At 72.9% G+C, this 17,354-nt stretch carries 18 protein-coding genes, 1 tRNA gene and 1 other RNA gene; 17 read left to right on the plus strand and 3 right to left on the minus strand.

Going from position 1 to position 17,354, the window contains the following annotated elements; genetic code table 11:
* Positions 1-5 precede the first annotated feature (5 nt).
* The 6 genes from IEX47_RS09140 (at position 6) to IEX47_RS09165 (ending at position 4,291) form a co-directional block, all read left to right on the plus strand.
* Positions 6-383, plus strand: coding sequence for a hypothetical protein (locus IEX47_RS09140; RefSeq protein ID WP_188783687.1), 378 nt, complete (start codon positions 6-8; stop codon positions 381-383).
* Between the two features lie 40 nt (positions 384-423).
* Positions 424-1,017: a TetR/AcrR family transcriptional regulator gene (locus tag IEX47_RS09145; protein WP_188783688.1), complete on the plus strand. Its 594-nt coding sequence runs from the start codon at positions 424-426 to the stop codon at positions 1,015-1,017.
* A 1-nt stretch (position 1,018) separates the two neighbouring features.
* Positions 1,019-1,744 carry an acyltransferase gene (locus IEX47_RS09150; protein WP_188783689.1) on the plus strand — a complete coding sequence of 242 codons (726 nt, stop codon included), beginning with the start codon at positions 1,019-1,021 and terminating at the stop codon, positions 1,742-1,744.
* Positions 1,745-1,885: 141 nt separating this feature from the next.
* On the plus strand, positions 1,886-2,686 hold the full coding sequence (locus IEX47_RS09155) for an alpha/beta fold hydrolase (protein ID WP_188783690.1): 801 nt from the start codon (positions 1,886-1,888) through the stop codon (positions 2,684-2,686).
* 55 nt (positions 2,687-2,741) lie between these two features.
* A complete protein-coding gene (locus IEX47_RS09160) occupies positions 2,742-3,890 on the plus strand; it encodes a serine/threonine-protein kinase (RefSeq protein ID WP_188783691.1) in 1,149 nt (382 codons plus the stop codon).
* On the plus strand, positions 3,887-4,291 hold the full coding sequence (locus IEX47_RS09165; protein ID WP_188783692.1) for a hypothetical protein: 405 nt from the start codon (positions 3,887-3,889) through the stop codon (positions 4,289-4,291). The genes IEX47_RS09160 and IEX47_RS09165 overlap by 4 nt, the downstream gene beginning before the upstream one ends.
* A gap of 72 nt (positions 4,292-4,363) precedes the next feature.
* Here IEX47_RS09165 and IEX47_RS09170 read toward each other — a convergent pair whose 3' ends face one another.
* Positions 4,364-4,813: a cyclic nucleotide-binding domain-containing protein gene (locus IEX47_RS09170; RefSeq protein ID WP_188783693.1), complete on the minus strand. Its 450-nt coding sequence runs from the start codon at positions 4,811-4,813 to the stop codon at positions 4,364-4,366.
* A gap of 176 nt (positions 4,814-4,989) precedes the next feature.
* Positions 4,990-6,444, minus strand: a complete 1,455-nt coding sequence (locus IEX47_RS09175) for an MFS transporter (protein ID WP_188783694.1) — start codon at positions 6,442-6,444, stop codon at positions 4,990-4,992.
* Between the two features lie 98 nt (positions 6,445-6,542).
* On the opposite strand from IEX47_RS09175, the gene IEX47_RS09180 reads away from it, so the two are divergent.
* Positions 6,543-7,169, plus strand: a complete 627-nt coding sequence (locus IEX47_RS09180) for a TetR/AcrR family transcriptional regulator (RefSeq protein WP_188783695.1) — start codon at positions 6,543-6,545, stop codon at positions 7,167-7,169.
* Between the two features lie 62 nt (positions 7,170-7,231).
* Here IEX47_RS09180 and IEX47_RS09185 read toward each other — a convergent pair.
* Positions 7,232-7,319: transfer RNA gene (locus tag IEX47_RS09185), tRNA-Ser, on the minus strand.
* Between the two features lie 97 nt (positions 7,320-7,416).
* On the opposite strand from IEX47_RS09185, the gene ffs reads away from it, so the two are divergent.
* From ffs to IEX47_RS09235, 10 genes are all read left to right on the plus strand, one after another.
* An RNA gene (gene ffs / locus IEX47_RS09190) (signal recognition particle sRNA small type) lies at positions 7,417-7,507 on the plus strand.
* Between the two features lie 13 nt (positions 7,508-7,520).
* The gene (locus tag IEX47_RS09195; protein ID WP_188783696.1) at positions 7,521-8,690 is read left to right on the plus strand and encodes a cation:proton antiporter; all 1,170 of its coding nucleotides are present in this window, start codon (positions 7,521-7,523) and stop codon (positions 8,688-8,690) included.
* Positions 8,687-9,757: a DUF2252 family protein gene (locus tag IEX47_RS09200; RefSeq protein WP_188783697.1), complete on the plus strand. Its 1,071-nt coding sequence runs from the start codon at positions 8,687-8,689 to the stop codon at positions 9,755-9,757. The genes IEX47_RS09195 and IEX47_RS09200 overlap by 4 nt, the downstream gene beginning before the upstream one ends.
* Before the next feature lie 9 nt (positions 9,758-9,766).
* Positions 9,767-10,744: a glycoside hydrolase family 25 domain-containing protein gene (locus tag IEX47_RS09205; RefSeq protein ID WP_188783698.1), complete on the plus strand. Its 978-nt coding sequence runs from the start codon at positions 9,767-9,769 to the stop codon at positions 10,742-10,744.
* A 54-nt stretch (positions 10,745-10,798) separates the two neighbouring features.
* Positions 10,799-13,174 carry a DNA polymerase III subunit gamma and tau gene (locus IEX47_RS09210; protein ID WP_188783699.1) on the plus strand — a complete coding sequence of 792 codons (2,376 nt, stop codon included), beginning with the start codon at positions 10,799-10,801 and terminating at the stop codon, positions 13,172-13,174.
* Between the two features lie 14 nt (positions 13,175-13,188).
* The gene (locus tag IEX47_RS09215; protein ID WP_188783700.1) at positions 13,189-13,569 is read left to right on the plus strand and encodes a YbaB/EbfC family nucleoid-associated protein; all 381 of its coding nucleotides are present in this window, start codon (positions 13,189-13,191) and stop codon (positions 13,567-13,569) included.
* Positions 13,570-13,582: 13 nt separating this feature from the next.
* Positions 13,583-14,182 (plus strand): recombination mediator RecR, encoded by a 600-nt coding sequence (recR, locus tag IEX47_RS09220; protein ID WP_188783701.1) that lies wholly within the window; start codon positions 13,583-13,585, stop codon positions 14,180-14,182.
* Entirely contained in the window at positions 14,175-14,795 is a 621-nt protein-coding gene (locus IEX47_RS09225) for a DUF5063 domain-containing protein (RefSeq protein WP_188783702.1), read from the plus strand. Before recR ends, IEX47_RS09225 begins: the two co-directional genes overlap by 8 nt.
* Before the next feature lie 130 nt (positions 14,796-14,925).
* Positions 14,926-16,203 carry an aspartate kinase gene (locus tag IEX47_RS09230; RefSeq protein ID WP_188783703.1) on the plus strand — a complete coding sequence of 426 codons (1,278 nt, stop codon included), beginning with the start codon at positions 14,926-14,928 and terminating at the stop codon, positions 16,201-16,203.
* Positions 16,200-17,255: an aspartate-semialdehyde dehydrogenase gene (locus tag IEX47_RS09235; RefSeq protein WP_188783704.1), complete on the plus strand. Its 1,056-nt coding sequence runs from the start codon at positions 16,200-16,202 to the stop codon at positions 17,253-17,255. Before IEX47_RS09230 ends, IEX47_RS09235 begins: the two co-directional genes overlap by 4 nt.
* Positions 17,256-17,354: the final 99 nt, after the last annotated feature.

Consider the following 17,354-nt stretch of genomic DNA (forward strand, 5'->3'; position numbering starts at 1 on the left):
TCCGCATGAGCGCAGCACCCGCAGGACCCACCGTCACGCTCTGTCGTGACTGCTGCTGCGGCACTGTGCGCAAGCATCCGGGCGTCGACCACGACGCCCAGGTCGAGGCGCTGCGGGAGGGCCTCTCCGACTCCGGTCGGGTGGTCGTCTCGCAGTGCCTCCTCGCCTGCGAGCGCTCCAACGTCGTCGTCGTGACGCCGACGCCGGCGGCCCGCAAGCAGGGCGCGAAGCCGGTCTGGCTCTCCCGCATCCTCTTCCCGGCCGAGACCCAGGCGGTCATCGACTGGGTCAACGCGGGCGGCCCCGGCGTCGTCGACGTCCCGACGAAGCTGCTGGGCAAGGTCGCGCCGCGTCCGGGATTCTGGGAGACGGATCCTTTCTAAAGCCGTGCTCCGGCCCCGCGTGAGGCCGTAGCCTGCAGCCGTGACGCCGACCGACCGCAACGCCGTACGCCGCCGGGCACTGCTCGACGCCGGCATCGGCCTGCTCGGGGCCGAGGAGGCCGGGGCGGTCAACGTGCGCGCGGCCTGCCGCTCGACGGGCGTCACGGAGCGGTACTTCTACGAGATCTTCGGAACGCGTGACGACTACGCGCGGGCGGTCTACGACGACGTCAGCGAGCAGGCCCGCCAGGCCCTGGTCGCGGCGTCGGCGGCGGGCGGCGAGTTCCGCGACGTCGCCACGCGCGCGGTCGACGCGTTCGTGGCGCTGATGATCGACCGGCCGGACATGGGCCGCGTGCTGCTCCTCGCGCCGTACCGCGAGCCGGCGATCGCCGAGCTCGGCCTGGGCCACATGCCCGACTTCTTCGCGGTGGTCGACGCTGCATTCCCCGACGGGCTCGACCCGGCGCAGCGCCGGCTGACGTCGGTGGCGCTGGTCGGGGCCCTCACCTCGCTCTTCACGCAGTTCCTCAGCGGCACCCTCCCGGTCGAGCGCGACGTCCTGGTCGGCTACTGCGTCGGCCTGATCGTCGACACGGCCGAGCGCACCACCAGCTCCGTCGCGGGCGCCTGAGGTGCCGTGGACCCGCGGCGCTGCACTGCGCCCTGACCACCGCACGCGACTCCTCGCCTCCGGGGTGCTGGCCGAGGTCCTCGACGGGCTCGTCCTGCAGGAGGTGACCGCGCCGCTGCCCGACTGGTGGCACGCCAACGGCAACGCGCTCTACCTCGCCGAGCGGATGTCGATCCCGGCCGAGATGGTCGCGGTCCTGACCACCTACCCCTTCCACGACGCGCTGGTCGTCTGCGCGACGGGCATGGAGTTCTTCTCCTCGTTGCTGGTCGGCGGCGACGGCGCGACCGTCTTCGTCGGCCCGGCGACGTTCATGGCTGCGGCCGACCTCTACTGCGATGCACGCTCGACGATCGTGCTCAACTCCCACGTCGTGGCCACCGGCAAGGCGATCGTCGACGCCCGCAACGGCGGCTCGGTCATCGCGCAGCCCGACCAGCTCTGGGCCGCGGGTGCGTACGTCGTCACCGACGACATGCACCGCCTCGAGGACGTCGCCACCGGCGCCCGCCTCAACCCGTACGGCGCCCATGTCCGCCTCGGCCGCCACGTGTGGCTCGGCCGCGACGCGATCGTGAGCGGCCACGTGGAGATCGGCGACGGCGCGGTCGTCGGCATGCGGAGCCTCGTGCGCAACCAGAAGGTCCCCGCGCGCACGGCCGTCGCGGGCACGCCTGCGCGCGTGATCCGCGAGGGCGTGACCTGGTCGGGCGACGACACCCCCTGACCTGCCTTCGTCAACGGCGTACGGCGTGGCGCACGTCACGTGCGCGAGGTGAGGCCGGACACTGTGTGTGACTCGATGTCGCGAGTAGCGTCGTTGTGCCGGTCATCGCGGATCGGTCCCCCACGCAAAAGGTTGGTCTCGATGCTCGCCCACGAACGCCACGGCTCCGGCACTCCGATCGTCCTCGTCCACGGCATCGGTCACCGGCGCCAGGGATGGGACCCGATCGTTCCGCTGCTGGTCGCAGCCGGCCACGAGGTGATCACCGTCGACCTCCCGGGCCACGGTGACTCCCCGGCGTACGACGCGCAGGGCAAGAGCGCACGGGTCTACCTGCACGAGGTCTTCGAAGCCTTCTACGAGGAGCTCGGCATCGAGACGCCCCACGTGGTCGGCAACAGCCTCGGCGGCCTGATCGCCCTCGAGGCGGCGATGAACGGCCACGTCAGCTCCGTCGTGGCGCTCTCGCCCGCCGGCTTCTGGAAGGGCACGTTCGACTTCCTCTACGTGCGTGGCCTCTTCAGGACGATGATCACCGCTGGTGGCCTGCTGGCCCCGATCGCGCCGCACCTCTTCCGCACGAAGCTGGGCAAGGCGATCGGCTTCAGCTGGCTCTCCTCGCACCCGTCGCGCATCCCGGCCGACGTCGCCGTCGGCGACCTGCGCAACATGCTCGCCGCGCGCCCGGCCGTCCGCGAGCTCTTCCTGGGCGCGTTCCAGTTCCAGGGCCCGCTGCCCGTGCCGGCCACGATCGCCTGGTCGCAGCACGACAAGGTCCTCCTGCCCTACCAGGGCCGTCGTGCCCGCAAGGTGCTCCCGGAGGCGTTCCACACCATCCTCAAGGGCGTCGGCCACGTCCCGATGATGGACGACCCCGAGCTGGTCGCCCGCACCATCCTCGACACCGTCGCGCGCGCCGAGCACTCCTCCAACGCCGCCTGATTCCGGCCCCCGGGGGCCGCGCTTCGAGCGCGTCCCCGGCGGGTACGGTCGGGGCATGTCAGCCGCAACTGGGTCCCTCGTCGCAGGCCGCTACCGCTTGGGCGACCTCCTCGGTAGTGGCGGCATGGCCGACGTCTACCGCGCCGACGACGAGCGGCTGGGCCGCCCGGTGGCGCTCAAGCTGTTGCGGGTGCAGGCCGCGTCGGAGACCGACCGCGAGCGCTTCGCCGCGGAGGCGCACACGCTCGCGCGGCTCGACCATCCCGCCGTCGTGACGCTCCTCGACGCGGGCCTCGAGGACGACCAGCCGTGGCTCGCGATGCAGCTCGTCGAGGGTGCGACGCTCGCCTCCCGCTTCGCCGGGGGAGCCGTCCCCGCCGCCGACGTGGCCGAGATCGGCCGGCAGGTCGCCGAGGGCCTGGCCTACGCCCACGCGTGCGGCGTCGTCCACCGTGACGTGAAGCCGGGCAACATCCTGCTCGCGCCCGGCGCGCGTGCCCTCATCGCCGACTTCGGCATCGCCCACCTCCTCGACGGCACGTCGCGCCACACCGCCGTCGGCCAGGCGATCGGCTCGCCCGCCTACCTGGCCCCGGAGCAGGCGTCCGCGGGGGAGCTGTCGGGAGCGACCGATGTTTACTCGCTCGGACTGCTCCTCCTCGAGGCGCTCACCGGCGAGCGTCCCTTCCGCGGCACCACGACCGAGATGGTCTATGCGCGGCTGCAGGGGCCGCCCGCCGTCCCGGCCGACCTGCCGCTGGGCTGGGCGACGCTGCTGCGCGCGATGACCTCCGTCGCCCCTGCCGACCGCCCCACCGCGGAGGAGGTGGCCACGACCCTGGCCGCGTTCGACGGTGAGGACCTGGCGCCCGCCGATCCCGAGGCGACGGCCCCGTTCGCCGTGGCCGAGCAGCCCGATCGCACGCAGCTGCTGGCCGTGACGCCGGCCGCGGCCGAGGAGGGCAGTGGTGCCCGCGCGGCCGCCAGCCCGGCGGAGCGGCCGTCGCGCTCGAGCGGGCTCTCCCGGCTGGTCGCCGCGGCTGCCGTGCTCGCGGTGCTGGCACTCGTGGGCGCGCTCTGGCTCGCGCTCCGCGACCCCGCGCCGCCCGCGAGCAGCGTGACGCCGGTGCCGTCCGGCGTACCTTCGGGGCTGCGGGCGCCGCTGGCCGACCTGCACGAGGCGATCCACGGGAGCACGCCATGAGGCGGGCCGTGCTGGCCGCCGGCGTGCTGTTGCTCGCGGGGTGCGGCAACGGCTCCGCGACGACGGCTGCCGACCAGGTGCCGGCGCTGGGCTCCGCGCTGACGAAGGTCGACACCCTCATGGCCGCGCATCACTGGAACAAGGCGAGGGCGGAGCTCCGCAGGATCATCAGTGAGGCCGATGCGGCCCGCGACGACGGCGACCTCGACGAGATCGCCGCTGACCGCGTGGTGGCCTCGGCGCAGCGGCTGCTCGCGGCCCTGCCCACGCCGGTGGCCACCCCGAGCGCGACGCCGACGCCCAGCACGTCCGCGCCGAAGGTCACCCAGCCCACGACGCAGAAGGCGCCGCAGCCGAAGCCGGCCGGCAAGGGCAAGAAGCACAAGGGCAAGAAGCACTGACCCCTGGAGACGAGCAACGCCCTGTCCGTGACGGACAGGGCGTTGCTGCGCGGCGGGCCGGAGCCCGGTGGATCAGGCGACGCGCTTGGCCAGCGTGGTGTCGATGGCGGTGCGGAACGCCGGGACGTCGGCGTACAGGCTCGTGACGGCGTCCGCGGTGAAGTGGAGGACGACGAGCGGCGTCGCGGCGACGACGGTCGCGGAGCGCAGGGAGTGCTCCAGGATCGCCTTCTCGCCGATGACGTCGCCCGCACCGAGGCGGACGGTCTTGCCGGACTCGAGCTTGATGTCGACCTCGCCCTCGAGGATGACGTAGGCCTTGTCGGCCGGGGTCTTCGCCCAGATCAGCGACCAGCCGGCGGGCACGTTGAGCTCGACACCGGAGGCCGCGATCGCGACGAGGTCGCCGCGCTCGGCGTCGGCGAAGAGCGGGAAGGTGCCGAGGCGCGACGCGATGCGGGCGGCGTCGGCGTTGACCTTGGGGATGCCCTGGCTACGGAGGGCCTTGTTCGTGGGGTTCATGGGTCACTCTCCTTTGAGTGCGAACACGAGGTGAACTCAGTGATCACCCGTACACTGAAACTCTCCTCCGGGCAGTGCCCAGAAGCAAGGAAAAGACCGTGTGACCTGCGTCTATGGCATGTGACGAGCCCCTCAGGCCATGACCGCCGTCACGGCCTGAGGGGCTTGCTCCGGGGTCAGTGCTGGTCGCGCCGCAGGCCGAACGCCGCCAGCAGGGCGGCCAGTGCGAAGGCGATCCCGCCCAGCACGAACGCCGTCACGTAGGCGCCCTCGGTGGGCAGGGCGACCGGCCCGGAGGGCGTGGCGAAGGTGGTCGCCGAGGCGGCCAGGATCGTGATCACGACCGCGGAGCCGATGGCGCCGCCGACCGTGCGCATGATCGAGTTCACCGAGTTGGCGACGCCGGTGTCCTGCGGAGCGACGTGCTGGAAGAGCAGCGCCGGCATGGCGGCGTACGCGACGGCGATGGCGGCGTTGCCCGCGACCAGGGCGACGATGAACTCCGCGGTGTCCGCGTGGAGGAGGGCCAGCGAGGCCATCGAGGCGACACCGAGCACGGCCGCACCGAGCAGTACGAGGCGGGCGCCGTGGCGCACGACGTAGCGGCCGGCGATCGGGCCCAGCGGGATCGAGAGCAGCGTGCCCGGCAGCATGTAGAGGACGCTGGTGCGCAGCACGCTCGCGCTGAAGCCGTAGCCGGTCAGCGCCTCGGGTGACTGCACGAAGTACGTCGCGCCGAGGAAGACGCTGAACATCGCGAAGCCGACGAAGAGCGAGGCCAGGTTGGTCGCGAGGACCTCGCGGTGGCCGAGGACCGAGAGCTTGATGAGCGGCTGGGCGGTGCGCGCCTGCAGGAAGCCGAAGGCCAGCAGGATCACCGGCGCGGTGATGAAGAGGCTGATCGTCGGGGTGGAGCCCCAGCCCCACTCGTGGCCCTGCGAGACGGGCAGGAGCAGGGCGACGAGCCCGGCGCCGAGGACGACGGCACCGAGGTAGTCGACGCGACCACCAAGGCCGGCGCGACGGGGGAGGACGAGGGCCGAGAGGACGAGCATCGCGGCCGACGCGGCCAGGGTGAGCCAGAAGATGCGGTGGTAGTCGCCGCCGTTCTGGGTGAGGACGCCGGTCGCGACGAGCGCGAAGCCGGAGCCGAAGCCGAGCGCGGAGGCGGCGATCGACATCCCGTGCGCGATCTTCGCCGGCGGCAGCTCATGGCGGATCACGGAGATCGCCAGGGGGAAGAGGCCGAAGCTCGCGCCCTGCAGCGCGCGGCCGGCGATGAGGACGCCGATCGAGTCGCCGAGGCTGGCGATGAGCGAGCCGGCGAGGGTCAGGACGAGCGCCGCGAGGATCACGCGGCGCGCGCCGAAGACGTCGCCGAGGCGGCCGAAGAGCGGCGTGACGGCGGAGGCCGCGAGCATCGTCGCGGTCGCGACCCAGCCGACGGTCGTCGCCGAGGTGTGCAGCTGCTGGCCGATCAGGGGAAGCGCCGGGACGACGATCGTCTGGATCAGGGAGAGGAGGAAGACGTTCGCCGCCATGGCGGGAAGCACGAGCCGTGAGTACGTCGCGGGGCTGGCCTGGTGGGCCGCCGAGGGCGCCTCGACGGCAGTGTCGAGGTGAGTGGTCATGCCGAGAAGCGTGACACAGAATTGACGGAGTGTCGAAAAGTTATGACGTGACGTCAAACACCGCTGTCGTCGCGGCGTCGCGCCCGTACACTGGCCGCATGACGACCGAGACGACGACCCCCGTACGTCGTCGCGGCGGGCCCACGAAGGGCGACCAGCGCGAGGCGCAGATCCTCGAGGCGACGCGGGCGCTGCTCGCCGAGCGGAGCGCCGCCGACCTGACCGTCGACGCGATCGCGAAGGCCGCGGGCGTGACCCGCACGGCGTTCTACTTCTACTTCCCGACCAAGCACGCCGTCGTCGCCGCGCTCCTCGCCGAGCTGTGGGACGACTTCGGTGCCTCGCACGCGTGGTTCGCGAGCGAGGGGCCTGACCGGGCCGGCCTGCGTGAGCAGCACCGGATCGTCGCCGAGGTCTGGCGGCGTCACCGCGAGATCCTGGTCTGCGCCCGTGGATCGGTGGACTACGAGCCCGTGCTCGAGTGGGCCGCCCGCCTGCGGGACCGCTTCGAGGCCGGCCTCGGTGCCAAGGTGGAGCGCGACCGCGCGGCCGGCCTGGCTCCCGACGGCATCGCGGCCGCGTCGCTCGCCGCGATGGTCTGGGACGTCCGCGACGCGCGGTTCCGCGCGATGAGCGACCTGGCGCCGGACGACCTCGACCGTGCGCTCGACGAGCTGACCGAGGTCGTCCTGCGGATGCTCTACGGCACCGCCCCGGCCGCCTGAGGGCCCGCGCCGCCGTACTTGGCCGAAATGCAAGGACGCCGCTCCGAAGAGCGGCGTCCAGGTGGCGGATCTGGGGGGATTCGAACCCCCGAGGGCGTTAACCCAACACGGATTCCAGCCGTGCGCCATAGGCCACTAGGCGACAGATCCGTGGAGCACGTTACCGGTGGCTCGCCCCTGTGGAGAAATCGCCCCCGGCCCGACCCGCCATTTGGGCCCGCGGGTGCCGCCCTCTAGACTTCGGGGCAACCCCCCGTGCGGCGGCATCTCGCTGAACTCCCCCAGGGCCGGAAGGCAGCAAGGGCAGGCGAGCTCTGTCGGGTGCACGGGGGGCCTTTGTATGTTCAGCCCATGACGTTCGCCCAGCTGTCGGTGATCGGGCTCGTCGCCCTCGCCGGGCCCCTCCTCGCGCTGCGGCGCTCGTGGCACCTGCCCGTGGTGCTCGGCGAGCTCCTCGCCGGCATCGCGATCGGCCGCACCGGCATCGCCTGGGTCGACCCGTCCGACCCGACGTTCACGTTCCTGGCCGACATCGGCTTCGCGCTGGTGATGTTCGTGGCGGGCACGCACGTGCCGGTGCGCGACCCCGCCCTGCGCCCCGCGCTCCGGTCCGGTGTGGTGCGCGCAGTGCTCGTAGCCGTGGCCGCGGCTGCGCTCGGCTGGGGCGTCGCGCTCGCCTCCGGCGTCCACCACGCCCCGCTGTACGCCGTGCTGATGGCGTCGTCGTCCGCCGCGCTGGTGCTGCCGGTCGTCGACTCGCTCGGCCTCGGCGGCCCGGCGGTCATCGGGCTGCTGCCGCAGGTCGCGGTGGCCGATGCGGCCTGCATCGTGGCGCTCCCGCTCGTCATCGACCCTGCGCACGCGGGGCGCGCGGCCCTCGGTGCGATGACCGTCGTGGCGGCCGCGGTCGCGCTCTTCTTCCTGCTCGGCTGGCTCGAGCGGCGCGGCATCCGCGACCGGGTGCACGACGTCTCCGAGGAACGGCTCTTCGCCGCCGAGCTCCGGATCCAGCTGGTGCTCCTCTTCGCCCTGGCCGCGCTCGCGCTCGAGATGCACGTCTCGATCATGCTGGCCGGCTTCGCCTTCGGCCTCGGCGTCGCCGCGGTGGGGGAGCCGCGGCGCCTCGCCAAGCAGCTCTTCGCGCTGACCGAGGGATTCTTCGGGCCGCTCTTCTTCGTCTGGCTCGGCGCGACGCTCAACCTGCGCGCGTTCGGCAGCCATCCCGACATGGTCGTCCTGGGGCTCATGCTCGGCGCCGGTGCTGCGCTCACCCACCTCGTCGCCCTCGCGGTGAAGCAGCCGCTCTCGCTGTCGCTGCTCGCGGCGGCCCAGCTCGGCGTGCCCGTGGCGGCGGCGACGGTCGGCACCCAGCTCGGCGTGCTCCGCCCGGGCGAGGCGGCGGCGCTCATGCTCGGCGCGCTCGTGACCATCGCGGTCGCCGTGGCCGGCGGTGCCCTCGCCGCGCGCAGCGGACTCGTCACCACGTCGCCCCGCCCCGCAACGGGGGCGCCGGTCGCATGACGCGCGACGCACGCGCCCTCACCGCGGCGTACGACGGGTGGCTGGCCGGGCAGATCCCGGTCGTCGCCGCCGACGTCGCGCGCAAGCACGAGGAGCTGGCGACGGACCGGCTGCGGTTCCTCCGCGGGACCTACTACCTGTGGCTGGTGCGCGTGGCCGAGCAGGTGCCCTGGGTGCTCGACACCGTCCGGCTGCCGGTCGTCGGCGACCTCCACGTCGAGAACTTCGGCACCTGGCGCGACGTCCACGACACCCCGCGCTGGGGCGTCAACGACCTCGACGAGCTCGCCCGCGGCCCCTGGCTGCTCGACCTGCTGCGGGTCGCGGTCTCGGCGCAGGTCGCGCCCCACGTGAAGGTCGCCGACGACGACGTCTGCGACCTCCTCCTCGCGGCGTACGCCGACGCGCGGCCGGCTGCCGGCATCGAGCTCGCTGGCAAGGACGCGAAGCACCTGCGCCCGCTCCTCCCGGAGCCGCCGGACGCCGACCGGTTCTACCGGAGGCTGCTGAAGGGTGCGACGGCCGCGGTGCCGGCGGCCGTCGCGAAGGCCTCGGCTGCGACGGCCCCTCCCGGCTGGGAGCCGACCTGGCACGTGCACGCCGCCGGCACCGGCTCGCTCGGGCACCGCCGGATCGTCGGGGTGGGCAAGGCCGCCGACGGCACCTGGCACGCCCGCGAGGCCAAGGAGACCGGCCCCGGCACCGCGGTGTGGGCGGCCACGCAGGTCGACGGCATGCCGGAGCCCGACGCGGGTCTCTTCGCACGCACGACGAAGCAGCTCGGCTGCTCGCCCGACGCGGTCCGCGTCGACGGCTGGCAGGTGCGCGACCTCGCTCCGGACCTGGCTCGCATCGAGCTCTCCGGCCTCCGGCGCAAGGACGGCGGCCGGCTGCTGGGCTCGATGGCAGCGGCGACGGTCGACGTCCACGGCGTCGACGCGTCCGCGCAGGAGAAGGCGCGCGCCGAGGCGCACGCCCTCGACCCGCACCGGTTCCGCGAGGCCGTGGGGACGATGCACCAGGTGGTTCTCGCCGACCACGCCTCCTACGTCGTCGGACGCGCCTAGGCTCGCTTCGTGCCCCTCCGTCTCGCTGCCTGCGTGCTGACCCTGGCTGCCCTCGTGGGCGGCTGCGGGGGAGGGACGCCTGCCGCGTCGCCGCCGGGTGGCTCGGGTACGACCCCGGCCGCGCCGACCGGATCGCCGTCCGGGTCGGTGGTCGGGGCGCCGTCGCAGCCCGCGATCCAGATCCCCAAGGGTCTCGACGAGGCGATCGCGAAGGCCAACTCCCACGCGCCCACGCACGTGTCCGACGGCCCCGACCGGCGCGTGCTCGGGGCCGACGCGAGCTGGCCGCAGTGCCCGGAGGGCATGGGCATCCCGCAGAAGCGCTCCAAGGGCGCGCCCCTGCCGACCGCCGCGGCCCGCTTCGTCGTCCTCGGCCTCACCAACGGCCCGAGCTTCACGCCGAACCCCTGCCTGGCCGACCAGGTCGCCTGGGCACGCTCGCGCAGCCTCCTCGTCTCGGCGTACGCCGTGGTGTCGTGGCCGGCGCCCGCCACACTCGCGCAGGTCAAGGACGCCGGCCCCTACGACGGCAGCACCCGCCTCGGCGCGCTCCACAACGCCGGGTACGCCGCGGCGGCGTACTCGCTGAAGACGATGCGCACCGCAGGCCTCGACGTGCCGGGCGTGTGGATCGACGTCGAGCCGGTGCCCGACTTCGACTGGAGCGGCAACACCGGCGAGAACGCCGCCGTGGTGGAGGGCACGGCGCGGGGCTACCGCGACGCCGGGCTGCAGATCGGCTACTACTCGGTGCCCTCGCTGTGGAAGCGCGTCGTCGGCACGTGGCGCACCGGGGGAGCGCCGGAGTGGCGCGCGGCAGGCGAGACCTCGATGGCGACCGCGCTCGCCCGCTGTGCCGCCGACTGGTCCTTCGGGGGCGGGCAGGCCGTGCTCACCCAGTGGATCGAGGACCAGCGCGACCGTGACGTCACCTGCCCGGGCCAGGGTGGCCGGCTGGGCCGGTGGTTCACCCGCGTGCAGCCGTGACCGGCGTACGGCCTGCCATGGTGTGTGTCAGTGGCGCCAACTAGGGTTCACGACGTGGAAGCACCCCTCGCCCTGTACCGGCGCTATCGCCCGGAGACGTTCGCCGAGGTGATCGGCCAGGACCACGTCACCGAGCCGCTCCGTGCTGCCCTCGCCAACAACCGCGTCAACCACGCCTACCTCTTCTCCGGCCCGCGTGGCTGCGGCAAGACGACCTCCGCGCGCATCCTCGCGCGCGCCCTCAACTGCGAGAAGGCCCCGATCGCCGACCCCTGCGGCGAGTGCGACTCGTGCCGCGACCTGGCGCGCGGCGGCCCGGGCTCGATCGACGTCATCGAGATCGACGCCGCATCCCACGGTGGCGTCGACGACGCCCGTGACCTGCGCGAGAAGGCGTTCTTCGCGCCGGTGCGCAGCCGCTACAAGATCTACATCATCGACGAGGCCCACATGGTCACGACGCAGGGCTTCAACGCCCTGCTCAAGCTGGTCGAGGAGCCCCCGCCGCACCTGCGTTTCGTGTTCGCCACGACCGAGCCGGAGAAGGTCCTGCCGACCATCCGCTCGCGCACGCACCACTACCCGTTCCGGCTGATCCCGCCGCGCCTGCTGACGTCGTACCTCGGGCAGCTGTGCGACGCCGAGGGCGTCGCGATCGAGCAGGCGGCCCTGCCGCTCGTCGTCCGCGCGGGTGGCGGCTCGGCGCGTGACACGCTCTCCGTGCTCGACCAGCTGCTGGGCGGTGCCGGCTCCGACGGCGTCACCTACGACCTGGCGGCCGGCCTGCTCGGCTACACGCCCGACTCGCTGCTCGACGAGGTGGTCGACGCCTTCGCCGCGCGCGACGGTTCGGGTGTCTTCGGCGTCGTCGACAAGGTCATCGAGACCGGCCAGGACCCCCGCCGCTTCACCGAGGACCTCCTGCGCCGCCTGCGCGACCTCGTCATCGTCGCCGCGGTGCCCGACGCTCCGTCGACCGGTCTCCTCGACGTCGCCGAGGACGCCGGCGAGCGGCTCGTGGCGCAGGCGCAGCGGTTCGGTGCGATCGAGCTCTCGCGTGCCGCCGACCTGGTGGCCAAGGGGCTGACCGAGATGCGCGGCGCCACCGCTCCGCGCCTCCTCCTCGAGCTGATCTGTGCCCGTGTGCTGCTGCCCGGTGCCGACGACACCTCCGACGGCGTGCTCGCGCGCCTCGACCGCCTCGAGCGGCGGATGACGATCGAGGGCGGTGCGCCGGCCGCCCCTGCCGCGCCGTCGGCCCCGCAACTGGCGGCGAACGGCGCTCCTGCAGCCGAGATTGCTGCCGCTCCTGACCAGTTGCGTGCCGAGCCCGGCTCCGGATCGACCCGTGCCGCGGTCGCCGAGGCTGGCCAGGCCGTCGCGGGTGCCGGTGCGGCCGTGGCCCAGCGGGGCGTCGGTGCTGCCCAGTCGGGCATCGCCGCTGCCCGCGCCGCCGCGCGTCAGGTCACCTCGTCGGTGCCCGGTGCGGCTCGTCCGGGGGCCGCTCCGGAGGCTCCTGCGGCCGCTGCTCCCGGGGCTCCTGCCCCCGCCGACCCCGCGACCCACGGCTGGGACGCGGTGCGCCCCGGCTCGGGTGCCAACCCCACGCCCGGCGGGCCCGCCTCAACTCCAGTCGAGCCGACGCCCGCGACGCCCGACGCCCGTGCGGCCGCTGGGCCGACCGGGCAGCCGGGCCAGGCCGCTGCGCCGACCGGGCAGACGCCGCCTGCCCCCGCAGGCCCCGCGGCCCCCACCCCGGCCGCCCCCACCCCGGCAGCCCCCACCCCGGCAGCGCCCGCGCCGACTGCTTCCACGGGCGGCTCGCGCTTCGGCCTCCCCGACGTACGCCGCCTCTGGCCCGACATGGTCGACCAGATCAAGGGCATGCGCCGCCTGACCTGGATGCTCCTCACCAACAACGCGCAGGTCGTGGGCGTCGACGACACGACCCTGACGCTCGGCTTCGACAGCGCGGGGGCGCGCGACAGCTTCACGCGCGGCGACCACGCCGACCTGGTCAGCAAGGCCGGCGTCAAGGTCGTCGGCCACGCCTGGCGGGTCGAGGCGATCGTCGCGCAGGGCGGTCCGACCGCCTCCGTCAGCGCGGCTCCGACCGCCGCGATCCCCGAGCCGCCCGCGGACGAGGAGCCCGACGACCCGGCCGCCGAGGACCGTCGCGCGCTCTCCGCCGAGCAGGCTGCGGGCTCCGTGGCGGCCGGCGACCGCCCGAGCGTCAACCCGGCCCGCGAGGCCCTGCGCCAGGCCGCCACCGACCCCGGCGCGCAGGCGCAGCGGCCCGACCCGTTCGCCGCCGACGCAGAGGCCCACCGTGACGACCCCGACGTGGAGTCCATGGGCCTGAGCGGGGCCGAGCTGATCCAGCGCGAGCTCGGCGCCACCATCATCGAAGAGATCCGCCACGACGGCTGAGGGAGAACAGACCCATGACGCAGAACCCGTTCGGTGCCGAAGGCGGCTTCGACATGGCAGCGCTGCTGCAGCAGGCGCAGCAGATGAAGGACGACCTCGCGGTCGCGCAGGAGGCGCTGGCCAACGCCACCTTCGAGGGCACCGTCGCCGGCGGCGCGGTCACCGCGACCGTCAACGGCCACGGCGACCTGCTCGGCGTCCAGATCAAGGCCGGTGAGTTCGACGGCTCCAACCCCGACGAGCTGGCCGACCTCGGCGACATGGTCGTCGCGGCGTACCGCGACGCCAAGGCCAAGGCCGACGCCACCTCCGAGGAGAGCATCGGCATGATCACCGGAGGCCTGACGCGCGGCCTCCCCGGCATGGGCGGCGGCAGCGCGCCCGCCGGCTTCTGAGGACACACCGAACTTGTACGAAGGCATCGTCCAGGACCTCATCGACGAGCTCGGCCGCCTGCCCGGCGTCGGTCCCAAGAGCGCGCAGCGCATCGCGTTCCACCTGCTCCAGGCCGAGCCCGAGGACGTACGCCGGCTGGCCGAGGTCCTCGTCCAGGTCAAGCAGCGCGTGAAGTTCTGCTCGGTCTGCTTCAACGTCTCCGAGGAGGAGCAGTGCCGGATCTGCCGCGACCCGCGGCGTGACCCGAGCGTCATCTGCGTCGTCGAGGAGTACAAGGACGTCGCCGCGATCGAGCGCACCCGCGAGTTCAAGGGGCGCTACCACGTGCTCGGTGGCGCGATCAGCCCGATCGACGGCATCGGCCCCGACCAGCTCCGGATCCGCGAGCTGCTGGTGCGCCTGGCCGACGGCACGGTCCAGGAGGTCATCCTCGCGACCGACCCCAACCTCGAGGGCGAGGCGACCGCGACCTTCCTCACGCGCAACCTCAAGCCGCTGGGCTTGCGCGTGACGCGTCTTGCGAGTGGACTGCCTGTGGGAGGCGACCTCGAGTACGCCGACGAAGTGACTTTGGGGCGTGCATTCGCCGGACGGAGGAGCGCAGATGGCTGACGACAACGGGCAGGTCGAGGTCCAGGACGGCGAGGCGCGGCTGGCTGCGCTCGACGTCGAGCACGGCGAGTTCGCCGCGCAGATCGCCGACCAGGTCGAGAGCTTCCTGATCGCGCTCAACGCGATCGCCCGCGAGGAGTCCGCCGGCGTCGCCGTGCCGATGCTCCTGCTCGAGGTGTCGCAGATCCTGCTCGCCGGCGCCCGCCTCGGCGTCCAGCAGGACTTCAACCCGGTCCAGGAGTTCCAGCCCGACGTGGGCCCGGAGCCCGAGGGCATCGACGACCTGCGCATCTCCCTGGCCAAGCTGCTCGACAACCTCGACACCTACAGCTTCGTCTTCGACCCATACCTTCCCGAGGTGGTCGAGGGCCAGCTCTCCGACGACATGGTCGCCATCGCCGCCGACCTCGACAACGGCCTGCGCCACTACCGGCTCGGCAACGTCGCCGAGGCGCTGTGGTGGTGGCAGTTCTCCTACGTCAGCAACTGGGGCAACCTCGCCGGCGCCGCGCTCAACGCGCTGCTCGCCGTCATCACCCACGACCGGCTCGACGCCGAGTTCACCGGTGAGGACGAGGAGATCGCGGTCGCCGAGGAGATCCTCGGCGAGTGAGCCCCGCGTGCGCTGCGCGTGACTGAGATATCAGCGGGGCGCGCCGTACGCCGCCGGTAGACTCACGGCCCGTGGGCTGCGCCCGCTGGCGCGCCCGGGATCCGTCCAGCAGTGGAGTGAGGAAACAACCGTGGGCATTGTCGTGCAGAAGTACGGCGGCTCCTCCGTGGCCGACGCAGCCGGCGTCAAGCGGGTCGCCCAGCGCATCATCGCGACCAAGAAGGCCGGTCACGACGTCGTCGTGGTCGTCTCCGCGATGGGTGACACGACCGACGAGCTGATCGACCTCGCCAACGAGGTCACGCCCCTGCCGCCCGCGCGTGAGCTCGACATGCTGCTCACCGCCGGCGAGCGGATCTCGATGGCCGTCCTCGCGATGGCGATCCAGAGCCTCGGCTTCGACGCGCGCTCCTTCACGGGCTCGCAGGCCGGTGTCATCACCGACGCCGAGCACGGCCGGGCCAAGATCATCGACGTCACCCCGGGCCGCATCGTCGAGGCGCTCGGCGAGGGTGCGATCGCGATCGTCGCCGGCTTCCAGGGCGTCTCGCAGACCACCAAGGACATCACCACGCTGGGCCGGGGTGGGTCCGACACCACCGCCGTCGCGCTCGCGGTGGCGCTGAAGGCCGACGTCTGCGAGATCTACTCCGACGTCGACGGCATCTTCACCGCCGACCCCCGCATCGAGCCCCGCGCCCGCAAGGTCCCGCGCATCTCCTACGAGGAGACGCTCGAGATGGCCGCGCAGGGCGCCAAGATCCTGCACCTGCGCTGCGTCGAGTACGCGCGCCGCTACGACATGCCGATCCACGTGCGCTCGTCCTTCTCGGACAAGGAAGGCACCTGGGTCGTGAAGGCTGAAGACGTCACCGAGGGAGACACCATGGAAGCCGCCATCATCACCGGCGTTGCGCACGACCGCAGCCAGGCCAAGATCACGGTCGTCGGCGTGCCCGACAAGGTCGGCGAGGCGGCTGCGATCTTCCGCGCCGTCGCCGAGGCCCAGACGAACATCGACATGATCGTCCAGAACGTCTCCGCCGCCGCCACCGGCCGCACCGACATCTCCTTCACGCTCCCGCGCGCCGAGGGCCAGGCCGCCATGGCCGCGCTCTCGAAGCTCGAGGGCGAGGTCGGCTACGAGCGCCTGCAGTACGACGACTCCGTCGGCAAGGTCTCCGTCGTCGGCGCCGGCATGAGCACCGCGCCCGGCATCACCGCCACGTTCTTCGCCGCCCTCGCCGACGCCGGCGTCAACATCGAGATGATCTCCACCTCGGAGATCCGCGTCTCGGTCGTCGTCGCCGAGTCCCAGGTCGAGGCTGCGGTCAACGCCGCCCACGCGGCGTACAACCTCGGCTCGGACGAGATCGAGGCCGTCGTCTACGGAGGTACCGGCCGATGAGCACTCCTCGCCCCGTCAACATCGGCGTCGTCGGCGCCACCGGCCAGGTCGGCGTCGCGATGCGCCAGATCCTGCTCGAGCGCAACTTCCCGGTGGACAACGTCCGCTTCTTCGCCTCGGCCCGCTCGGCCGGCAAGTCGCTGCCGTTCGGTGACCGCGAGGTCGTCGTCGAGGACCTCGAGACCGCCGACCCGACCGGCCTCGACATCGCCCTCTTCTCCGCGGGCGGCGCGACCTCCAAGGCCCACGCGCAGCGCTTCGTCGACGCGGGCGTGATCGTCGTCGACAACTCCTCGGCGTTCCGCAAGATCGACGAGATCCCGCTGGTCGTCGCCGAGGTCAACCCCGACGCGATGGCGCCGGTGATCGAGGCCCGCCGCGGCATCATCGCCAACCCCAACTGCACCACGATGGCTGCGATGCCGGTCCTCAAGCCGCTCCACGAGGAGGCCGGGCTCGAGCGCCTCATCGTCTCGTCGTACCAGGCCGTCTCGGGCTCGGGCGTCGCCGGCGTCTCCGAGCTGGCCAACGGCGTCGCCGCTGCCGGCGACAAGGCCACCGAGCTGGCGTACGACGGCTCGGCCGTCGACTTCGGCGAGCCCGGTGTCTACAAGAAGAACATCGCCTTCAACGTGATCCCGTTCGCGGGCGGCCTCGTCGACGACGGCCTCAACGAGACCGACGAGGAGCAGAAGCTCCGCAACGAGTCGCGCAAGATCCTCGGCATCCCGGAGCTCCGCGTCTCGGGCCTCTGCGTCCGTGTCCCCGTCTTCACGGGCCACTCGCTGGCGGTCAACGCCGAGTTCGCCCGGCCGATGACGCCGGCGCGCGCGGCCGAGCTGCTCAAGGACGCTCCCGGCGTCGAGCTCGTCGACATCCCCAACCCGCTCGAGGCGGCCGGCAAGGACCCGTCGTACGTCGGCCGGCTGCGGCAGGACCCGGGCGTCGACGGCGACCGTGGCCTGGCGCTCTTCATCTCCAACGACAACCTGCGCAAGGGTGCGGCGCTCAACACCGTGCAGCTCGCGGAGATCATCGCCTCGCAGATCTGACATTCCGCGCAAGCCAAAGGCCCGGCGGCCGAGGAAGAGCCCAAGCCCACTCCCTGGGATTCCTCGGCCGCCGGGCCTTTCGCTTGCGCTCGGGCCTCC

This window comes from Nocardioides phosphati (assembly GCF_014646375.1).
Classification (GTDB): Bacteria; Actinomycetota; Actinomycetes; order Propionibacteriales; family Nocardioidaceae; genus Nocardioides; species Nocardioides phosphati.